The sequence below is a fragment of the Mycobacterium sp. genome, assembly GCF_039583785.1.
In the GTDB taxonomy this organism is placed as follows: Bacteria; Actinomycetota; Actinomycetes; order Mycobacteriales; family Mycobacteriaceae; genus Mycobacterium.
Genome location: NZ_JAVKSG010000036.1, coordinates 22,661 through 39,986 on the forward strand (window position 1 = coordinate 22,661; position 17,326 = coordinate 39,986).

The window sequence follows — 17,326 nt, forward strand, 5'->3', positions numbered from 1 at the left end:
ATTTATCAAATGTTGTCGGTGTGACAAATGTGCCTAGCGTTGCGGTGCGGCGGTCGGGGCAATCGGGGCCGGCAGAGCGGTCTCGCCCATCAAAAACCGGTCCGCGCCCGCGGCGGCCGCCCGGCCCTCGGCGATCGCCCAGACGATCAGCGACTGGCCGCGACCTGCGTCGCCGGCGACGAAAACCCCTGGCACCGACGTCTCGAAGTTGGCGCCGCGCGCCACGTTGCCGCGGTCGCTGAGCTTGACACCGAGGTCGGTCAGCAGGCCACCGCGCTCCGGGCCGACAAAGCCCATGGCCAGCAACACCAGGTCGGCCTCAAGTTCGAAGTCGCTGCCCTCGGTCTTGACGAACGTGCCGTCCTGCATCGTCACCTCGTGCACCTTCAGCCCGGCGACGTGCCCGTCCTTGCCAACGAATTCCTCGGTGTTGACCGAGAAGACCCGCTCGCCGCCTTCTTCGTGCGCGGACGATACCCGGAACATCATCGCGTAGGTCGGCCACGGCGTGGACGGTGCGCGGGTGTCCGGCGGGCGCGGCATGATCTCGAACTGGTGCACCGCGATCGCGCCCTGCCGGTGCACGGTCCCCAGGCAGTCGGCGCCGGTGTCGCCGCCGCCGATGATGACCACCTTCTTGCCCTTCGCGCTGATCGGCGGTTCGTCCAATTCGCCTGCGGCGTGACGGTTTCCCCAGGGAAGATACTCCATCGCCTGGTGGATGCCGTCCAGCTCGCGGCCGGGGATTGGCAGATCGCGCCAGGCGGTCGCGCCACCGGCAAGCACCACCGCGTCGAAGTCGGACTTCAACTGCGCGGCGGTGATGTCGACGCCGACGTTGATGCCGGTGCGGAATTCGGTGCCCTCGGCCTGCATCTGATCGAGACGGCGGTCCAGGTGTCGCTTCTCCATCTTGAATTCGGGGATGCCGTAGCGCAGCAGGCCACCGATGTGGTCGGCGCGCTCGAACACCGTCACCGCGTGACCGGCCCGGGTCAGCTGCTGCGCGGCGGCCAGGCCGGCGGGCCCGGAACCGACGACGGCAACCTTCTTGCCGGTGAACTCGTCGGGCGGAAGCGGAACCACCCAGCCTTCGTCGAATGCGTTGTCGATGATCTCGACTTCGATTTGCTTGATCGTCACCGCGTCCTGGTTGATGCCCAGCACACACGACGACTCACACGGCGCCGGGCAGAGCCGGCCGGTGAACTCGGGGAAGTTGTTGGTGGCGTGCAGCCGTTCGATCGCATCGTGCCACCGGTCGGTGCGAACCAGATCGTTCCACTCCGGGATCAAGTTACCTAGCGGACACCCATTGTGGCAGAACGGAATTCCGCAATCCATGCATCGGCTCGCCTGGTGCTGCAGGTTGGAGTGCGGGAATTCTTCGTAGACCTCATTCCAATCTTTGAGGCGCAGGTCCACCGGCCGGCGCTTGGGCGTCTCGCGGTGGGTGTACTTGAGGAAACCCTTGGGATCAGGCACTGGCGGCCGCCATGATCGCTTCGTCGGGATCGGTGCCGTCGCGCTCGGCCTCGGCGATCGCGTTCAGCACCCGCTTGTAGTCGCGCGGCATCACCTTGGCGAAGCGCTTCTGCTCGGCGCCCCAGTCAGCCAGAATGCGTTGGCCGACGGCGGAATCGGTGGCGTCGATGTGCGCCTGCAGCATCATGTGCAACCATTCCAGGTCGTCGGGGTCGAGCTCATCGAGTTCGACCATCTCGGTGTTGAGGTTGGCTTTCAACGCGTCCTCGGGGTCGTAGACGTAGGCGATGCCGCCGGACATGCCCGCCGCGAAGTTGCGGCCGGTACTGCCCAGAATCGCCACCTTGCCGCCGGTCATGTACTCGCAGCCGTGGTCGCCGACGCCTTCGACCACCGCGTGGGCGCCGGAGTTGCGCACGGCGAACCGCTCACCGACCGCGCCGCGCAGGAATGCCTGGCCGCTGGTGGCGCCGAACAGGATCACGTTGCCGCCGATGATGTTGTCTTCAGCGACATAGTCCGCCGGCGCGTCGTCCGGCGGCCGAACGACGACGCGTCCACCGGACAGGCCCTTGCCTACATAGTCGTTGGCGTCGCCGTACACCCGCAGCGTGATCCCCTGCGGCAGGAAGGCGCCGAAGCTGTTGCCGGCCGAGCCCTCGAAGGTGATGTCGATGGTCCCGTCCGGCAGCCCTTGGCCGCCATAGGCTTTCGTCACCTCATGGCCGAGCATGGTGCCGACGGTGCGGTTGACGTTGGCGATGGTGGTCGAGAAGCGAACCGGTTTGCCGGAGTCCAGCGCCTCGCGGCTCATCACGATCAGCTGCTGGTCCAGCGCCTTGTCCAGGCCGTGGTCCTGCTTGGAGCTGTTGTACAGGTCCTGGTTCATGAACGCCGACTCCGGCTCGTACAGCACCGGTGACAGGTCAAGCTTGTGCGCCTTCCAGTGCGCCCGGGCCAGCGTGGTGTCCAGCGAGCCGACCTGCCCGACCGCCTCGGTAACGGTGCGGAAACCCAACTGCGCCATGTATTCGCGGACCTCTTCAGCGATGAACAAGAAGAAGTTCTCCACGAATTCCGGCTTTCCTGCGAACCGTTCGCGCAGCACCGGATTCTGGGTGGCAACGCCGACCGGGCAGGTGTCCAGGTGGCAGACCCGCATCATGATACAGCCCGACACCACCAAAGGCGCTGTGGCGAAACCGAATTCCTCGGCTCCAAGCAGTGCTGCGATCATCACGTCCCGGCCGGTCTTGAGCTGACCGTCGACCTGGACGACGATGCGGTCCCGTAACCCGTTGAGTAGCAACGTCTGCTGCGTCTCGGCCAGGCCGAGCTCCCACGGCGCGCCGGCGTGCTTCATCGACGTCAGCGGGGTGGCACCGGTACCGCCGTCGTGACCGGAGATCAGCACCACGTCGGCGTGCGCCTTGGAAACGCCGGCCGCGACGGTGCCGACGCCGTTCTCCGACACCAGTTTAACGTGAATCCGGGCCTGCGGGTTGGCGTTCTTGAGGTCGTGAATCAGCTGCGCCAGATCCTCGATCGAGTAGATGTCGTGATGCGGCGGCGGCGAGATCAAGCCCACGCCCGGGGTGGAGTGTCGTACCTCGGCGATCCACGGGTAGACCTTGCCTGCCGGAAGCTGGCCGCCCTCACCAGGTTTGGCACCTTGGGCCATCTTGATCTGGATGTCGGAGCAGTTGCTCAGATAGTGCGAGGTGACGCCGAAGCGCGCCGATGCGACCTGCTTGACCGCGCTGCGGCGCCAGTCGCCGTTGGTGTCGCGCTCGAACCGGGTGGCGCTCTCGCCGCCCTCGCCGGAGTTCGACCGGCCGCCCAGCCGATTCATCGCGATGGCCAGCGTCTCGTGTGCCTCGGCGGAGATCGAGCCGTAGCTCATCGCCCCGGTCGAGAAGCGCTTGACGATCTCACTGGCCGGCTCCACCTCATCGAGTGGCACCGGCGGGCGCAGCCCGTCGCGGAACTTCAGCAGGCCGCGCAGCGACGCCATCCGCTCGCTCTGGTTGTCGACCAGCCGGCTGTATTCCTTGAATATCTTGTACTGGCCGGTACGGGTGGAGTGCTGCAGCTTGAACACGGTGTCCGGGTTGAACAGGTGGTATTCACCCTCGCGGCGCCACTGGTATTCCCCGCCCACCTCGAGTTCGCGGTGCGCGCGCTCGTCCGGCCGGTTTAAAAACGCGAGGCCGTGCCGGGTGGCGACGTCGGCGGCGATGTCGGACAGGTTGATTCCGCCGACTGGGCAGGTCAATCCGGTGAAGTACTCGCCGAGCACATCCTCGTCGACACCGACGGCCTGGAACAGTTGCGCGCCGGTGTAGGACGCCAGCGTCGAGATGCCCATCTTGGACATCACTTTCAGCACACCCTTGCCGGCGGCCTTGATGTAGTTGTTCAGCGCGGTCTCGCGGTCGAGGTCCGCCAGCACGCCGCGGTCCACCATGACCTCGATCGACTCGAACGCCATGTACGGGTTGAGCGCCGCGGCACCGAAACCGATCAGCGCGGCCATGTGGTGCACCTCGCGGGCGTCACCGGTCTCCACGACCAGGCCGACCTTGGTGCGGCTGCGCTCGCGGACCAGGTGGTGATGTACTGCCGCGACGGCCAGCAGCGACGGGATCGGCGCCAGCTTCTCGTCGGACTCTCGGTCGGAGAGAATGATGATCCGCGCCCCATCGGCGATCGCCGCTGACGTCTGCGCCCGCACATCGTCGAGTGCGGCCTTGAGCCCGGCGCCATTCTCGGCGACCGGGTACAGACAGCGAATCACCTTGGACCGCAGGCCATGCCGACGACCATTGACTTCCACGTCGGGGTCCAGGTTGATCAGCTTGGCCAGCTCGTGATTACGCAGCACCGGCTGCGGCAGGTGAATCTGCCGGCAGGAGTCCGCATTCGGGTTTAGCAGGTCGCCTTCCGGGCCGACCGTGCCCTGGATACTTGTCACCACCTCTTCCCGGATGGCGTCCAGCGGCGGATTGGTCACCTGCGCGAACAACTGCTGGAAGTAGTCGTAGAGCATCCGCGGTCGCTGCGAGAGCACCGCGACGGGCGTATCTGTGCCCATCGAGCCGATCGGCTCGGCGCCGGTGCGCGCCATCGGCGTGACCAGCAGGTTGAGTTCTTCGTAGGTGTAACCGAACACCAACTGCCGCAACATAACCCGATGCTCGAGCATCCGCTCGTAGTTGCCCTGCGGCAGCTCGGCCAGCGGGATCAGGCCCTTGTCCAGCCACTCTTGGTAAGGCTGCTCGGCGGCCAACTCGGACTTTATCTCCTCGTCCGAGACGATGCGACCCTGCGCCATGTCGACCAGGAACATCCGGCCCGGCTGCAGCCGCATCCGGCGCACCACTTTCGACGGCTCGATGTCGAGCACGCCGACCTCGGAGGCCATCACGACCAGGCCGTCGTCGGTGACCCAGATCCGGGACGGCCGCAGGCCGTTGCGGTCCAGCACCGCACCGACGACGGTGCCGTCGGTGAAGGTCATCGAGGCCGGGCCGTCCCACGGCTCCATCAAAGAGGCGTGATACTCGTAGAAGGCCCGTCGCGCCGGGTCCATCGACGGGTGCCGTTCCCACGCCTCGGGGATCATCATCAGCACGGCGTGCGGCAGGCTGCGCCCGCCCAGGTGCAGCAACTCCAGCGCCTCGTCGAAGCGCGCGGTGTCCGAGGCGCCCGGGGTGCAGATCGGGAACAGCTTGGCAGCACTATCCCGGTCGCCGGGGTCTCCGAACACGTCGGTGTCGATCAGCGCCTCGCGGGCACGCATCCAGTTCTCATTGCCGGTGACGGTGTTGATCTCGCCGTTGTGCGCGATGCGCCGGAACGGATGCGCCAACGGCCAGGACGGGAACGTGTTGGTGGAAAACCGCGAGTGCACGATGCCCAGTGCGCTGGTCAGCCGCTGGTCTTGCAGGTCGAAGTAGAACGCCTTGAGCTGCGGCGTGGTCAGCATGCCTTTGTAGACAAACGTCTGGCCGGAAAGGCTCGGGAAGTAGACGGTTTCACGGCCGGGGCCGTCCTGACCGGGGCCCTTGGTGCCCAGCTCGTGCTCGGCACGCTTACGGATCACGTAGGCGCGGCGCTCGAGCTGCATGCCGTCGGCGCCGCCGATGAAGATCTGCCGGAAGGTGGGCATGGCGTCGCGAGCCAGGGCGCCCAGCGAGGACTCGTCGGTAGGCACGTTGCGCCAGCCCAGCACATGGCAGCCCTCGGCCTCGACGATCTTCTCGACCGCTGCGCACGCCGCGGTGGCGTCTTTGGACGACTGCGGCAAAAACGCGATGCCGGTGGCGTAGCTGCCAGCCGCAGGCAGCTCGAAGTCGACAGCTGCACGGAAGAAATCGTCGGGGACCTGAATGAGGATGCCGGCGCCGTCACCGCTGTGTGGTTCGGCGCCCTGGGCACCGCGATGCTCGAGGTTGACCAGCGCGGTAATCGCCTTGTCGACGATGTCGCGGCTGCGGCGTCCGTGCATGTCGACGACCATGGCCACCCCGCACGAGTCATGCTCGAATGCGGGGTTGTAGAGCCCTTGCAAGCCCGGGCGGTTGGGCGCCATTCGCACCTGCTCCTTCACCAAATTGTCTGTCGCAGCAATCCCCGAGCTTTCCGTTGGAGGCCGCGCCCTGGAGGCTGCGGGCTGTGCCCCTACGGTCTTGTCGAGGTGCTGCTCGCCGGATAACGACGATCCCGGCTGGGGAGGATCCGTACGGCGCTGAACGGTGGCCCGGTTACCGGTTTTCGACAAGTCGTAAAACGATATGACAAAACCCGTCTGACATGCCAACTTAAGCCATCTTAACCCGCTGTTCGACGGTACCGCGCCGTTGTGACGTCATCCACTCCCGACAGCATCCGGACCCGTTGTGCTGCAGAGCATTCGGAACCTTCCAGGACTGCGGCGACGGGCCCGGTCGGTGCCCGGCTTTCGGACGCTCCGCCGGGCCAGTTTGCTGTGATAGTGGTCATTGCGCGGCCGTATCAGGCAACCGGCTCGCAGCGGAGGCGCCCCGCGGGTGACCCCGATCACCAAAAGCAATGGCAGCACGGGTACGCCGGGTGCTTCTAGGGTCCGGCGCCATCCCGGTACCCTGCCGGACCGACCCGACGAAGCTGGTCGGAGAAAAGTAGCCCAAGTTTTTTCGTCAGAGCCGATCGGGATCGGTGTGACCTCAATTTTCTTCGGCGCAAGCCCTCGAAGTCGGGGGATAGCCGATCCGGTCTATTGGGACCGCGTAGCGGACCGTAGTTGTCGTAGGTGGGGTTTACCGTGAGGTTCATGCCGTACCGGTCGACGCGTAAAGCGGTGTTTTCGGTATCGGAAGATAAAGCGTCCGCGGCTGGCGCCGCCCTCGTAGAGGTGCCAGCCGCCTGCAGCAGTCTGGAGTGCCGCAACTGCGGCCACAGCGTGAAGGAAAACCGCGGAATTCCAGTGCGTGAAATGTGGCCACGAAGACCACGCGGACATCCAGGCAGCCAACACCATCCTGGCCCGGGCCACCCGGCCCGTGCTCACCTCCGGACCGGAGGCAACACCCGCACATGCGGGTGTGCTCGCGCAAGCGAGAAGACCCGATGACGCGCAAGCGGCATAGGGAATCCCGCGATCTTCAGTCGCGGGAGAAGGTCAACTGCGTAATCGGTGAGCGCGGCGGTGGGCAGCCGCCGACAGCTCTACGATGCATCCATGAGCTCGAGCGGGCGTGACATGTCGATTTCGACGAGTTCATGACCGAGTTCGACGACTTCCTCCGGGACCGCCAACGGGGCGCGCCGCCGAGCGGCCCGCCGGGGCCACCACCGCGACCGCAGACCGGCGGTCCGCGTCCGGTTCCGCCGCCGCGGCCCGGTCCCCCACCTCCGGCTCCCCCTGCTGCGCTGCCGGCCCGGCCGTCGTGGACCAACCTCGACTTCTCGCAGGCAGGGCCGGCTCCGCGCGGTCCGGGGCCGAGATACGGCTGGCATCGTTTCGTCTTCAAGGCCACCTTCGGGCTGGTCAACCTCGGGCCGTCGGCCGGCGAGAAGCAGGATGCCGCCTATGAGGCCGCCATCGCGTCGACCCTGCGGGGCAACTACAAGGTCGGGGTGCTCGGTAAGGGTGGCGTCGGCAAGACCACCGTCGCCGCGAGCGTCGGGTCGATCTTCGCCGAACTCCGCCGTCAGGACCGTGTGGTCGCGATCGACGCCGACACCGCTTTCGGCCGGCTGGGCAGTCGGATCGACCCGCGGACCAGCGGCTCGTACTGGGAAATCGCCTCCGACAAGAACCTCCGGTCGTTCGCCGACGTGAGCACCCGGGTCGGCAGCAATTCGGCGGGCCTGTACGTGCTGGCCGGTGAACCGACGGCCGGGCCGCGACGGGTGCTCGATCCGGCGCTCTATCGCGAGGCCACCTCCCGGCTGGATCGCCATTTCACGATCGCCATCATCGACTGCGGCTCCACGATGGATGCCCCCGTCACCCAGGAGGCGCTCAGCGACCTCGACGCGCTGATCGTGGTGTCATCGCCGTGGGCCGACGGCGCCGGGGCCGCGGCGCAGACGATGGAATGGCTGGGCGCCCACGGGCGTACCGGTCTGCTGCGCCGGACCGTAGTGGTGCTCAACGACTCCGACGGTCACTCGGACAAGCGCCACCGATCGGCGCTGGCGAGCCAGTTTCTGGAACGCGGCCAGACGGTGGTCGAGGTGCCGTTCGACCCCCACCTGCGGCCCGGCGGCGTCATCGACGTGCAAAGTGAGCTGGCGCGTGAGACGCGTCGTAAGTTCCTGGAGATCTGCGCGACGGTCGCGGGGTTCTTTGCGACCCGGCCACAGTCCCCGGGGGCGCCCCGCTAGACGCGTGCCGACCGGTCGGCGGTGCGCCTTGACGCCCGCGCGCGAGTAATGAGGCTAGCGACACCCCGCCGTTCGCTTGAGCTGCCCCCGCCGCATACCCGCCATACCCAGACGGTTTTGCCTCCCCAACTCGCCGCTCATGCCTCAACAAGCTCCAACGTGAACCATTCCGGTGGAACACCCTCGCGGAGCCTCGCGTCGAGCTCTTCATAGGTCAAAAAGATCGCGTGCGAGAACGCGGTCGCGTCCATCTCATCCATCCAACCTCGATCAACAGGTTCTTGATCGACCGTAAGGGAGAATTTGTTGGGATATTTTTCGTTAGGCTCCAGATTCTTCAGGGTAACCCTGGGATTAAGTCCTTGCTGGTACCAAAGCGCACTTAAATAACCTAAACCATTCACCAGCCTCGCAGAATCCGCTATCTTAAATAGTAGATATTTTTCTGCATCATAGAAGCTCCGGAACATGCAGTTTCGGCTGCGTGCGCTACGCTGTGCGATATCTACATAGAATAAGCCCTCCGACGATACGAGATAGTAACTGAAATCGTCATCCCCAATCCGAAACTCATGCGCAGAACGCATCTGTGGCGGATAATACTTCCAGTATTCTTGGCGCAACGGGTCTTCAGGGTGCATAAGTGCGGCCTTGTTCCGCTTGCGCTCTGTGATTTCTTGCCACCGGTACCATGTCAGCGCCAGACGACGAAGCGCGGGGGGGATCAAATTGAGTTCAACGTTAAATTTCTTCATAAAAGCAAACGCTTTCTATTGCTTGTCACTTCGACACCTCTACAAGGAAACCGCTCTGGATGAACTTATCTAAAAGGGCAGTTTTCCCGTCAGGGCCAATTATCCTATACTGAGTGCCACCACCGGATTCTCCAAACCATGTAGCAGCTTTTGACTCCTCAATCGTATACCCGGGCGGTAGAGGGCCTTCGCCTATTCGATAAGTGGTCAAGGGGGCGCCATCACCACCTGGAGCCATGGCACGAGCGCCGTATGGAGTGCCTTCTGGAGCTAGCCATCCACCAATCGGATTACTACCATATCGATCCACAGTCATCCCCCGCAATTCAGTAGGATCGGCAGTGCGTACGGTACCGGGAATGGCATACGGCTTAGCAGGATCTGACTCTTCTGGGTATTTCCATGCTCCAGGTTTGCCGTAACGGGCTTCGAACTCTTCTACGGTTAAGTTCTCGGCGCGTGCTGCTGCGGCTTCAGCTTCTTCGATTCTTTTACCGGTCACTGTGGTGTGGAGGATGACGCTGGCGTCAAGGATGGGGGCAAGTTCGCCGATGCTGCGCGCGGCGGCTCCGGCGGCGCTGACGGTGGGTAGGGCCGAGAGTTCGGCTGTGGTCCGGAATTCGCGGATGATGGTGGCGATACGGGCACCGGTGGCGGTCAAGCGGCTGACGTCGACCACCTTCGACACGGCTTCGCTGGCCCCGGCGGTAAGCGGAACCAGCACGAGCGCCAGGACTTCTGTGGCTGCGACGGTCGCGCCCAACACTTCCATCTCGTGGATGATCTTGTGGTGGGCCTCATCGATGGCTGATGCGTAGTCGTCGCAGGCTTTGGCCGCCGTGTCGCAGCCCTCGGCGGCGGAGTTGAGCGCGTCGTGGACCTTGTTGCAGTTGGCGATCGCGGCTGGAATCTCCGGGGACTTCTGACTCGCCACATAGGGTGCTGCGCTGTTGGCCCTGAACGCGGCTGCGCGAAGCCCGGCGGCGGCGGTGCGCCAGCCTTGCGCGGCGCTGTGCAGCTGGTCTTGGTGACCGTTGGGCCATAGTTCGCCTTGCACTTAGGCCTGGATCGTGTGCCACCATCCCGGCACCTCGCCGTGGCCGCCTTCGGCCGACGGGGCAGCGGGCGGACGGAATGCGGGAACGCCGGCGGGGGGCGCCGCGGGCGCGTGCGGGCTGTTGATCGCCGATTGCTGATCGCCGTTGGCATGGTTGACCGCGGTCGCCTGCAGCAGATCGCTGACTTTGCCGGCAGCCATCACGGCCACAGCAGCGGCCTGTACGGCACCGTCGGCACCGTCGCGCCCTGCGCACAGCGGGTCGTACTTTGACGCCAGGCGTGTGCCCCGTTATCGGTGCCGGCCATCCCGGCTGAGGCTTGGAGCACGCTGGCCAACTGGTTGACCGCGGCGGCGGCCTCGTCGTGAACTTCCCGCCATGCGTCGCCGGCCTGTTTGATGACCCGCGGCTCGACGTCTTGGGTCATGGCCACATCGCGGTGTTGATCTCGATGACCTCGCTGTAGGTGCGCTGCGCCCGATCAGCGGCCTGCCGCAACTGCGCCGCCGCCTCGCGCATCTCGGTGGCTGCGGCGGTCCATTCGTCGTGTTCGGCCTGGTGGGCGTCCGCGGCTGCACCCGACCAGTTTCCGCCAAGCTGAGTGACCAGGTTGTCAACGCCGTCCGCGATCTGCTCGCCGCGCTGTTCGAACTCTTGAAGTCGCTGGACAAACGCTCGCAGGTCTTCGAGTTCGACCCGGTATCTGTCCATGACTCACATTTGGGCGCCAGCGGAGCCCACCGAACCCGCGGCGTCACCGTCTTGTTCTTCGTAGGCGACCGCCGCCCGGCCAAGCCGGTCGGCCCGATCCACCAGCGCCTCAACCAGTTTGGTCGCACCCTCGCGCCATTTCTCCCATGCCGGAGTAAACGCAGACGCCGCGACACCAGACCAGCTATGCGACAAACCGTCCCATTCGTTTGACAGCTGGTTCAATTCATCGCGCAGCTCTTGGGCCTGATTGCTCAGCGCGTGCGCAACATCAAACACCCCAGCGGCATCGACCATCAGCTCACGCATCAAGCCCCGCTGCCCTGCCAAGGTTGGTACTCGGCAGATAATATACCGGCGCGGACTGGGCCACCTCGCGCCCTGGCGGCCGGCACCGGCACGCTCAGCCAGTGCCGCCGGTCGCGACCGGTGAAGATAGTGGAACGGGCTGCCGCACAGGCATGTCCATTGCTTCGGATTTAGCCGGGAGAGGTTCTGCTCGCCGTCACATTCGCGGGCCGCATCGCGGTCTTCCGGTTCGCCGCGCTCACTGCTCAAAGCTGAATCGGCACATGCTTTTCCGCGCAAGCATCGGTGACCGCCGCGACGACATCCTGAGTGCGTAGCGTCTGGAGGTCTTCGACGGTCACCGAACCCTTGTCCATGCGGTGCTGGGCGGCCACCCGCGAATCCCTCAGCCGCTCAGCTCGTTCGACCACATTGCGGGCGAATCGGCCGTTCTGCATCACGTCTATTCCGTGCGTCCCGTCCGGCGCCAGGTAGGCCCGCAACATCTTGCACGCCAGGTTAAGTGCTTCGCGCGCGGCAGGCTCGATCACCGTCGCCCGTGGTCGGCCATAGCGGACGGCGATCTCGACCAACTCGTCGGGAGCGTATGAGGCGAACCGCAACTTGCGGTTGAACCGACCCGCCAAACCCGGGTTAACCGTGAGGAATTCGTCGACTTCCTTCTCGTAGCCGGCGCCGATGAAGCAGAAGTCGAACCGGTGCACTTCCAGGGCCACCAGCAGCTGGTTGACCGCTTCCATGCCGATCATGTCCGGCCGGCCGTCGTGGTGACGCTCCACCAGGCTGTAGAACTCGTCCATGAACAGGATGCGGCCGAGCGAACGGGCGATCAGCTCGTTGGTTTTCGGGCCGGAGGCACCGATGTGCTCGCCGCAGAAGTCGGCCCGCTTGACCTCGATGATCTCGGGATGGCGCACGATGCCCAGTCCGGCGTAGATCTTGCCCAACGCCTCGGCCGTCGTCGTCTTACCGGTACCGGGTGGTCCGACCAAGAGCATGTGATTGGTCTGGTTGGTCACCGGCAACCCGGCTGCCATCCGCAACGCGCGGACCTCAATCTGATCTTCCAGTTCTGCGACCGCTCGCTTGACTTCGCTCAGCCCGACCTGGTTGTTGAGCAGCGTTCGGCCGTCGGTCAGCAGCTCCTCGCGGCGCTCCTCGTTCTGCTCATCGCGGCGGTCCGCCTCCGAGCGCTCGGTGCTGACGTCCCACTTGTTGCTGCGGGTGTTGATGGTTTCCTCGTCGGTGACGACAAGTTGCAGTTGGGGGTCGGCGAGCGCGTCCTTGGCCGCCTCGATCAGGGCGCCGTTGATCGTCGCCTTGGACAGCCAAATCTGGGCCTTGTCCTCCTCGTCGAGCTGCCGGTGCGCCATCCCGCGGACATACGCGAGATCGGCTGCGATGACCGGGAATTCGTTGGGGTCGATCGCCGTCACCGCGGTGTCGGTCACCTGATGGCGGCGAGCCTCAGCCGAGCCGCCGGCCCGCAGATCGACCCGCTCCGCCCAGTCCAGCGCCACCCGTGCCTGCCCGAGGTGTGCCGCGGCGTGAGCGGCCAGCGCGTTGGTGGCTGCAGTGACGGCCGACATGATGATCGCCTGCGGCGGCAACACTGTGGCCGCCACCGATATCACGTCCGGCCAGCGTTGGGTGGCGAACATCAGGTAGGCCCGCACGTACTGCTGCCACTGGTGGTTTTCCCAGGTGTCCAGCAGAGCCGGATCTTTCAGCAGCGCTTCGGCTTTCTCGTACTGGCCATCGTCGATCAGCGCGCTGGCCAGCGCCAGGCCGGCATGGGAGGATTCCGTCACCGAAATCGACAGAAACGGCCCGGCCTTGATGGCTGCCGAGAGCCGCACCCCCAGTCGATTGGTCTCCCGATGCAGCCGGGCCCCATAGGCGTAGAGCTGCTGAAGCGTTGATAACTCCTCGTCACCGGCAGCGATTCGGCCCAGCCACGCATCGGCCATCGACTGGTCCAAGTCGCTGGCCTGGCGAAACCGCGCCTGGGCGGTCGACACATCGGTGTCGAAGACCGCCATCGCTTGGTCGAACCGCTTACGCGCGGCGACCGTGTCGGTACTGGCGGTCATGCGCCGCTCCTCCTCATCGCCACGCTCTGCATCGTCGCCGGCTGGCGGTCATGCGCCGCTTCGCTATTCCACCGGTGCGAGATCAGCTGTGCCGCTGTTGGTCGGTTCCAAAGATATGTAACGATTCTCGGCCCGAAACAGCTCGACCTCAACCGTGTGCAATTGCCCGGCGGCCGTCACGTCGACGGTGGCCGGGCCACTCTGGGTGATGACGACATCGGCGGATCCGCGATACGGCGTCCCCGGCTTGCCGATGGAGATCAGCGTGTTGGGCCGCGGCGCGGGAGTGACCGTGCCGTCGACCACGCTCACCGTTGCGCCGGCGACCGGCCGGACCTGGGTGCCGACCGCGATCTCGGGCATCCGCACACTGGCCCACCGCTGCAAGTCGCGGGTATGCACGCTGATACGTTCGCCCGCGCCCGCCAGTCGCACGACGATTCGTTTGGCCAGTGCGTCTTGCGCGGCGATGTGCACCCGACTGAACTCTCCGGGATCGTCGAGCGGAAGCATCAACCGGTTGCCGGCGTCGACCTTGCCCAGCAGCACGCCCGACGGCCCAATCGGAATGACCAACGGCTGATCGAGCACGCCGCGGCGAACACCCCGCAAGCTGGGCATCGGCCCGCAGAGATTGCTGGCCAGCGCGCGTGCCTGTTCCCCCGGCAGGATCCGGAACATCATGCTGGGCGGAGCCGTCGGCGGCTGCGCGCTGCGCACGGTCACCGTTGCGGTCAGGCTACCGTCGCCGAAAACGGTTATATTCTGGATGATTCCGTCTTCCCGTAGCGCCCAAGCGTGCGCCAGATTCTCGGCGTTGATGTCGATCGGCCGGTACCAGTAAGTCGTCAGCCAGCCGCCCTCACCGCGGGTTGTACGCCACCGCTGGTGATGCGCATTCAAGGCCGAGTTACCCAGCCGCCGCTCCAACTCCACGATGTCGGTGGCGGTGGCGACCTTCGCGCGAATGCCGTTCTGCCGCAGCGTCGCCACGATCCGCTGAGCGGCGGCCAGCGTCGCGGTGCCGATCGAAGCTCGCCATTGCAGGGCCTCGGCGTTGCGCAGCGCGTTGATCCGCACGATCAGCCAAGTCTCGCGCTGCCCGGCGTAGGGCGGGGTGCCGATCAATGTGTCGTAGACACGGGGGTAGTCACCGGTGCTGCGCCGTCGAGACCCGACGCTGACCACGCTGATAGATTCGATCGCGAGCCCCAGGCTCTGGTGCAACAGCGGCCGCAACTCGGCGATGTCGATCGTGTTCGCGGTGTAGGTGGCGGTCGACCCGGTGAACAGGGTCGGCCGGTGCGCCTTGCCGAGCAACTGCACGGCGACCACCGCGACACCGTCCTGGTAGCGGACCCCGCCACCGGATCGGTCGTTGGCGACCGTGATGGGCTCACTGAGCGTGATCGCCCGACCACGTTGACGCAGTAAGATCAGCCAGGACCACAGCTGGTGGCGGCGCCACGGAATCGCCCCTGCGAGCATCCCCAGCACCAAACCCGCTGCGGCGCCAGGGTATCCGACAAAGGTCCAGCCGATCAGGCCGGCTGTCAGGACGCCGGCGATGACATAGAGCTTCGTCGTCGCCGTCATCGCTCTCGCCGGGCCCGGGCAATCAGCGACGCGAGAACGACCGCCACCACGACAACACCGGCGAAGCCCGATGCGACGTTGCGCGCACGGTGATCCGGTGGCGGAGGCGGCGCGGCCGGAATGATGAGTCGGCTGTGGGCGCCGGGCGCCAGCCGGTCACCGGGTGGCACGTCGAATGTCAACGCCGCCACCGGATCCACGACGCCGTAGCCCACCTGGTTGTCGACACCGCGCGGCGGATTGTGGGATGTCTGCAGGATCCGGTTGATCACCTGGTGCGCGGTCAAGGCCGGGTATTTCGCCCGCACCAGTGCCGCGACGCCGCTGACGTAGGCCGCCGAGAAACTCGTTCCCCAGAACGGGATGTTCTTCTCGCCCGGGCGCAGCGGCGGGTAGGCGTTCACCGGCCCACCGGTTTGTGCCGACAGCCCCATGATCCCGACGCCGGGCGCCGCCGCCGCGACCCACGGGCCCGCCAGACTCTTTTTGATCGGGGCGCCGGTGTTGTCCACTGCGCCCACGGACAGCACGTAATCGGAGAACCACGACGGCGAGGACACCGTCTTCACCTGATGCCAATCCCGTGGATCAGCTGCGTCCAGCGGGTCGAAGGCGGGGTTCTGGGCGCACTCGTCCTCGCCTTCATTGCCCGCGGCGGCAACCACGACCGCGTCCTTTACGGTCGCGGCGTACCAGACGGCGGCCCCAATCGCGCCCTGGTCCAACGGATCTGCGGCCGACACGCATGCTGTGACGCTGACATTGATGACCTTGGCACCCATGTTGGCGGCATGGACGATCGCGCTGGCAAGCGAGGCGATGGTCCCGGCCTTCTTGCGGGCGTCCATATCGCCGCCGCCGGGCCGCTCCGGTTCGAATGCCCGCGACGACTGGCGGATGGAAATGATTCGCGCGTGCGGGGCGACCCCTGCGAGACCGTCCGGTGTGCCCGGCGAAGGTGGCGGGACCTCGGGGTCGTCCGGTGCGCCGGCGACCGGGTCACCCGGCCCGTTCGAGGGCTCATCCCCAGGTGGGGGCGGCGGCGGGGCCGGCTTGGTCTCGGTGACCGTCACCGGTACAGGCGGCGGCGGGGATGCGATCGGCGGCGGCGATCCGCCGGGCGGCGGCGGAGCGGTGTCGGTGGCGGGTGGGCCGGCAGGTGGCGGGAAGGCCGGAGTCGCCGGTCGCGGCGGGGGCATCGGAGCGCCCTGCGGCGCTGCACCGATCACCGAAGCCACGATGGTGCCGTGCGAGTCGCAGTCCATCAGGCCGTCGCCGCCCATGATGTAGTCACCACCGGGCACCACCGGCAACCGGTGGCTGGGGTTGACTCCGGTGTCGATGACCGCGACGGGCACGCCGTTGCCGGTCGAGTACTGCCAGGCCTTCGCGATGTTGAGCATCACGTAGCCGGGCGCCGGGGTTGTGACGTTTGGTTCGGCGGCGGTGATTGTTCGTGCGCAGACGTTGCTCTGCCGCATCGGCTGATCCGGAGCGGGTTTGCCGTCCGGCGGAACGTGTGCCGGATCGACTCTCGGCGGCGGAATCGCTTGCGCCAGAGGAAGGGTCGTCTGAAGGCCCACCACAAGGACCACCAGGCTGAGTGCCGCGGTCCGCCGCGTCGCAAGGGCGAGCGTCACCGCATGCGCACCCAGCTGAAGAGGCCGCCAATCCAGGCGGCCAGCGGAAGCGCAGCAATGATCGCGACGATCTCCAGCCATTCGGCGATCATTCGCACCAGCGGGGTGAATCGCGTGATCGGCACCAGTAGCGCTGCGACAAGACCGGCCGTGCCGAACAGGCCCAGTACCAGCGCGCCCCACAGCAGCGGACCGCCTGCGGTAGCGGGCGAGCGCAGAACGTATTTGACGACGCCGACGCAGACCGCTGCTACGGCCGCGCACACCAACGCCACCGCCTGGCGCTTGTCGGCGAAAGCCCGTCCGCGGCTGATGAAGATCAGGACGAACAATCCGGCCAGCACCAATGCGGCAGCACTGCGGTGCTGACCCGGCATCAGCGTGGTCCACACCGCCGCGGGCAGCGTCGCACCCGTGGCCACGCAAATACCGGTCAGCACGCCGTTCGCTGTCACGGCGCCGGCGGCGATCTGCGCGCCGCGGGGTGTGGAGTCGGGGTTGACCTCTTCATCGGCGGCCTCGTCGACAGGTGACACCGCGTCGACAGGTAGTCCCGCGCTGCGCTGGAAGAGGTCGCGTCCGGTGACGGACCCAAAATACGGTGGCCTGATCCGCGCGGCCCACAGCGCGATGGTCGGAGCCAGTGTCAGCAGGAACAACAGGCCCACGAGTGTGAGCATCCCCAGCCACTGAGCCGGGATCGGTCGCCACATGCGGGCCGCCGCGACCAGGCCCCCGATCGCACTCAGCGTGACAACCGTTGCCGCGAACGTGATGTGACGCTGCGTCACGACCGCGAGGCCGGT

The 17,326-nt window shown here is 66.0% G+C and carries 14 protein-coding genes; 2 read left to right on the top strand and 12 right to left on the bottom strand.

The window, feature by feature from the left end; genetic code table 11:
- Window positions 1–33: 33 nt before the first annotated feature.
- A complete protein-coding gene (locus tag ABDV69_RS12535; RefSeq protein WP_343574740.1) occupies window positions 34–1,485 on the bottom strand; it encodes a glutamate synthase subunit beta in 1,452 nt (483 codons plus the stop codon).
- Window positions 1,478–6,079, bottom strand: coding sequence for a glutamate synthase large subunit (gene gltB, locus ABDV69_RS12540; RefSeq protein ID WP_343574743.1), 4,602 nt, complete (start codon window positions 6,077–6,079; stop codon window positions 1,478–1,480). The genes ABDV69_RS12535 and gltB overlap by 8 nt, the downstream gene beginning before the upstream one ends.
- 877 nt (window positions 6,080–6,956) lie before the next feature.
- Here gltB and ABDV69_RS12545 point away from each other — a divergent pair.
- Complete coding sequence (locus tag ABDV69_RS12545) at window positions 6,957–7,115, top strand: hypothetical protein (protein ID WP_343574744.1); 159 nt, start codon at window positions 6,957–6,959, stop codon at window positions 7,113–7,115.
- Between the two features lie 133 nt (window positions 7,116–7,248).
- The gene (locus ABDV69_RS12550) at window positions 7,249–8,358 is read left to right on the top strand and encodes a MinD/ParA family protein (RefSeq protein WP_343574747.1); all 1,110 of its coding nucleotides are present in this window, start codon (window positions 7,249–7,251) and stop codon (window positions 8,356–8,358) included.
- A 137-nt stretch (window positions 8,359–8,495) separates the two neighbouring features.
- On the opposite strand, the gene ABDV69_RS12555 is transcribed toward ABDV69_RS12550, so the two are convergent.
- The 10 genes from ABDV69_RS12555 to eccD form a co-directional block, all read right to left on the bottom strand.
- Complete coding sequence (locus ABDV69_RS12555) at window positions 8,496–9,113, bottom strand: hypothetical protein (protein WP_343574749.1); 618 nt, start codon at window positions 9,111–9,113, stop codon at window positions 8,496–8,498.
- Window positions 9,114–9,138: 25 nt separating this feature from the next.
- Window positions 9,139–10,170: a TNT domain-containing protein gene (locus ABDV69_RS12560; RefSeq protein WP_343574752.1), complete on the bottom strand. Its 1,032-nt coding sequence runs from the start codon at window positions 10,168–10,170 to the stop codon at window positions 9,139–9,141.
- Window positions 10,171–10,371: a hypothetical protein gene (locus tag ABDV69_RS12565; protein ID WP_343574753.1), complete on the bottom strand. Its 201-nt coding sequence runs from the start codon at window positions 10,369–10,371 to the stop codon at window positions 10,171–10,173. It lies immediately after the preceding gene.
- On the bottom strand, window positions 10,371–10,598 hold the full coding sequence (locus ABDV69_RS12570) for a hypothetical protein (RefSeq protein WP_343574755.1): 228 nt from the start codon (window positions 10,596–10,598) through the stop codon (window positions 10,371–10,373). The genes ABDV69_RS12565 and ABDV69_RS12570 overlap by 1 nt, the downstream gene beginning before the upstream one ends.
- On the bottom strand, window positions 10,595–10,882 hold the full coding sequence (locus tag ABDV69_RS12575) for a WXG100 family type VII secretion target (RefSeq protein WP_343574757.1): 288 nt from the start codon (window positions 10,880–10,882) through the stop codon (window positions 10,595–10,597). Before ABDV69_RS12575 ends, ABDV69_RS12570 begins: the two co-directional genes overlap by 4 nt.
- A 3-nt stretch (window positions 10,883–10,885) precedes the next feature.
- A complete protein-coding gene (locus ABDV69_RS12580) occupies window positions 10,886–11,191 on the bottom strand; it encodes a WXG100 family type VII secretion target (RefSeq protein WP_343574770.1) in 306 nt (101 codons plus the stop codon).
- Window positions 11,192–11,436: 245 nt separating this feature from the next.
- Window positions 11,437–13,284, bottom strand: a complete 1,848-nt coding sequence (gene eccA / locus ABDV69_RS12585; RefSeq protein ID WP_343574759.1) for a type VII secretion AAA-ATPase EccA — start codon at window positions 13,282–13,284, stop codon at window positions 11,437–11,439.
- A 63-nt stretch (window positions 13,285–13,347) separates the two neighbouring features.
- Entirely contained in the window at window positions 13,348–14,880 is a 1,533-nt protein-coding gene (eccE, locus tag ABDV69_RS12590) for a type VII secretion protein EccE (protein WP_343574762.1), read from the bottom strand.
- Window positions 14,877–16,520, bottom strand: a complete 1,644-nt coding sequence (gene mycP, locus ABDV69_RS12595) for a type VII secretion-associated serine protease mycosin (protein WP_343574764.1) — start codon at window positions 16,518–16,520, stop codon at window positions 14,877–14,879. Before mycP ends, eccE begins: the two co-directional genes overlap by 4 nt.
- On the bottom strand, window positions 16,517–17,326 hold an 810-nt coding region (gene eccD, locus ABDV69_RS12600), incomplete at its 5' end, for a type VII secretion integral membrane protein EccD (RefSeq protein WP_343574765.1). The genes eccD and mycP, both read right to left, overlap by 4 nt.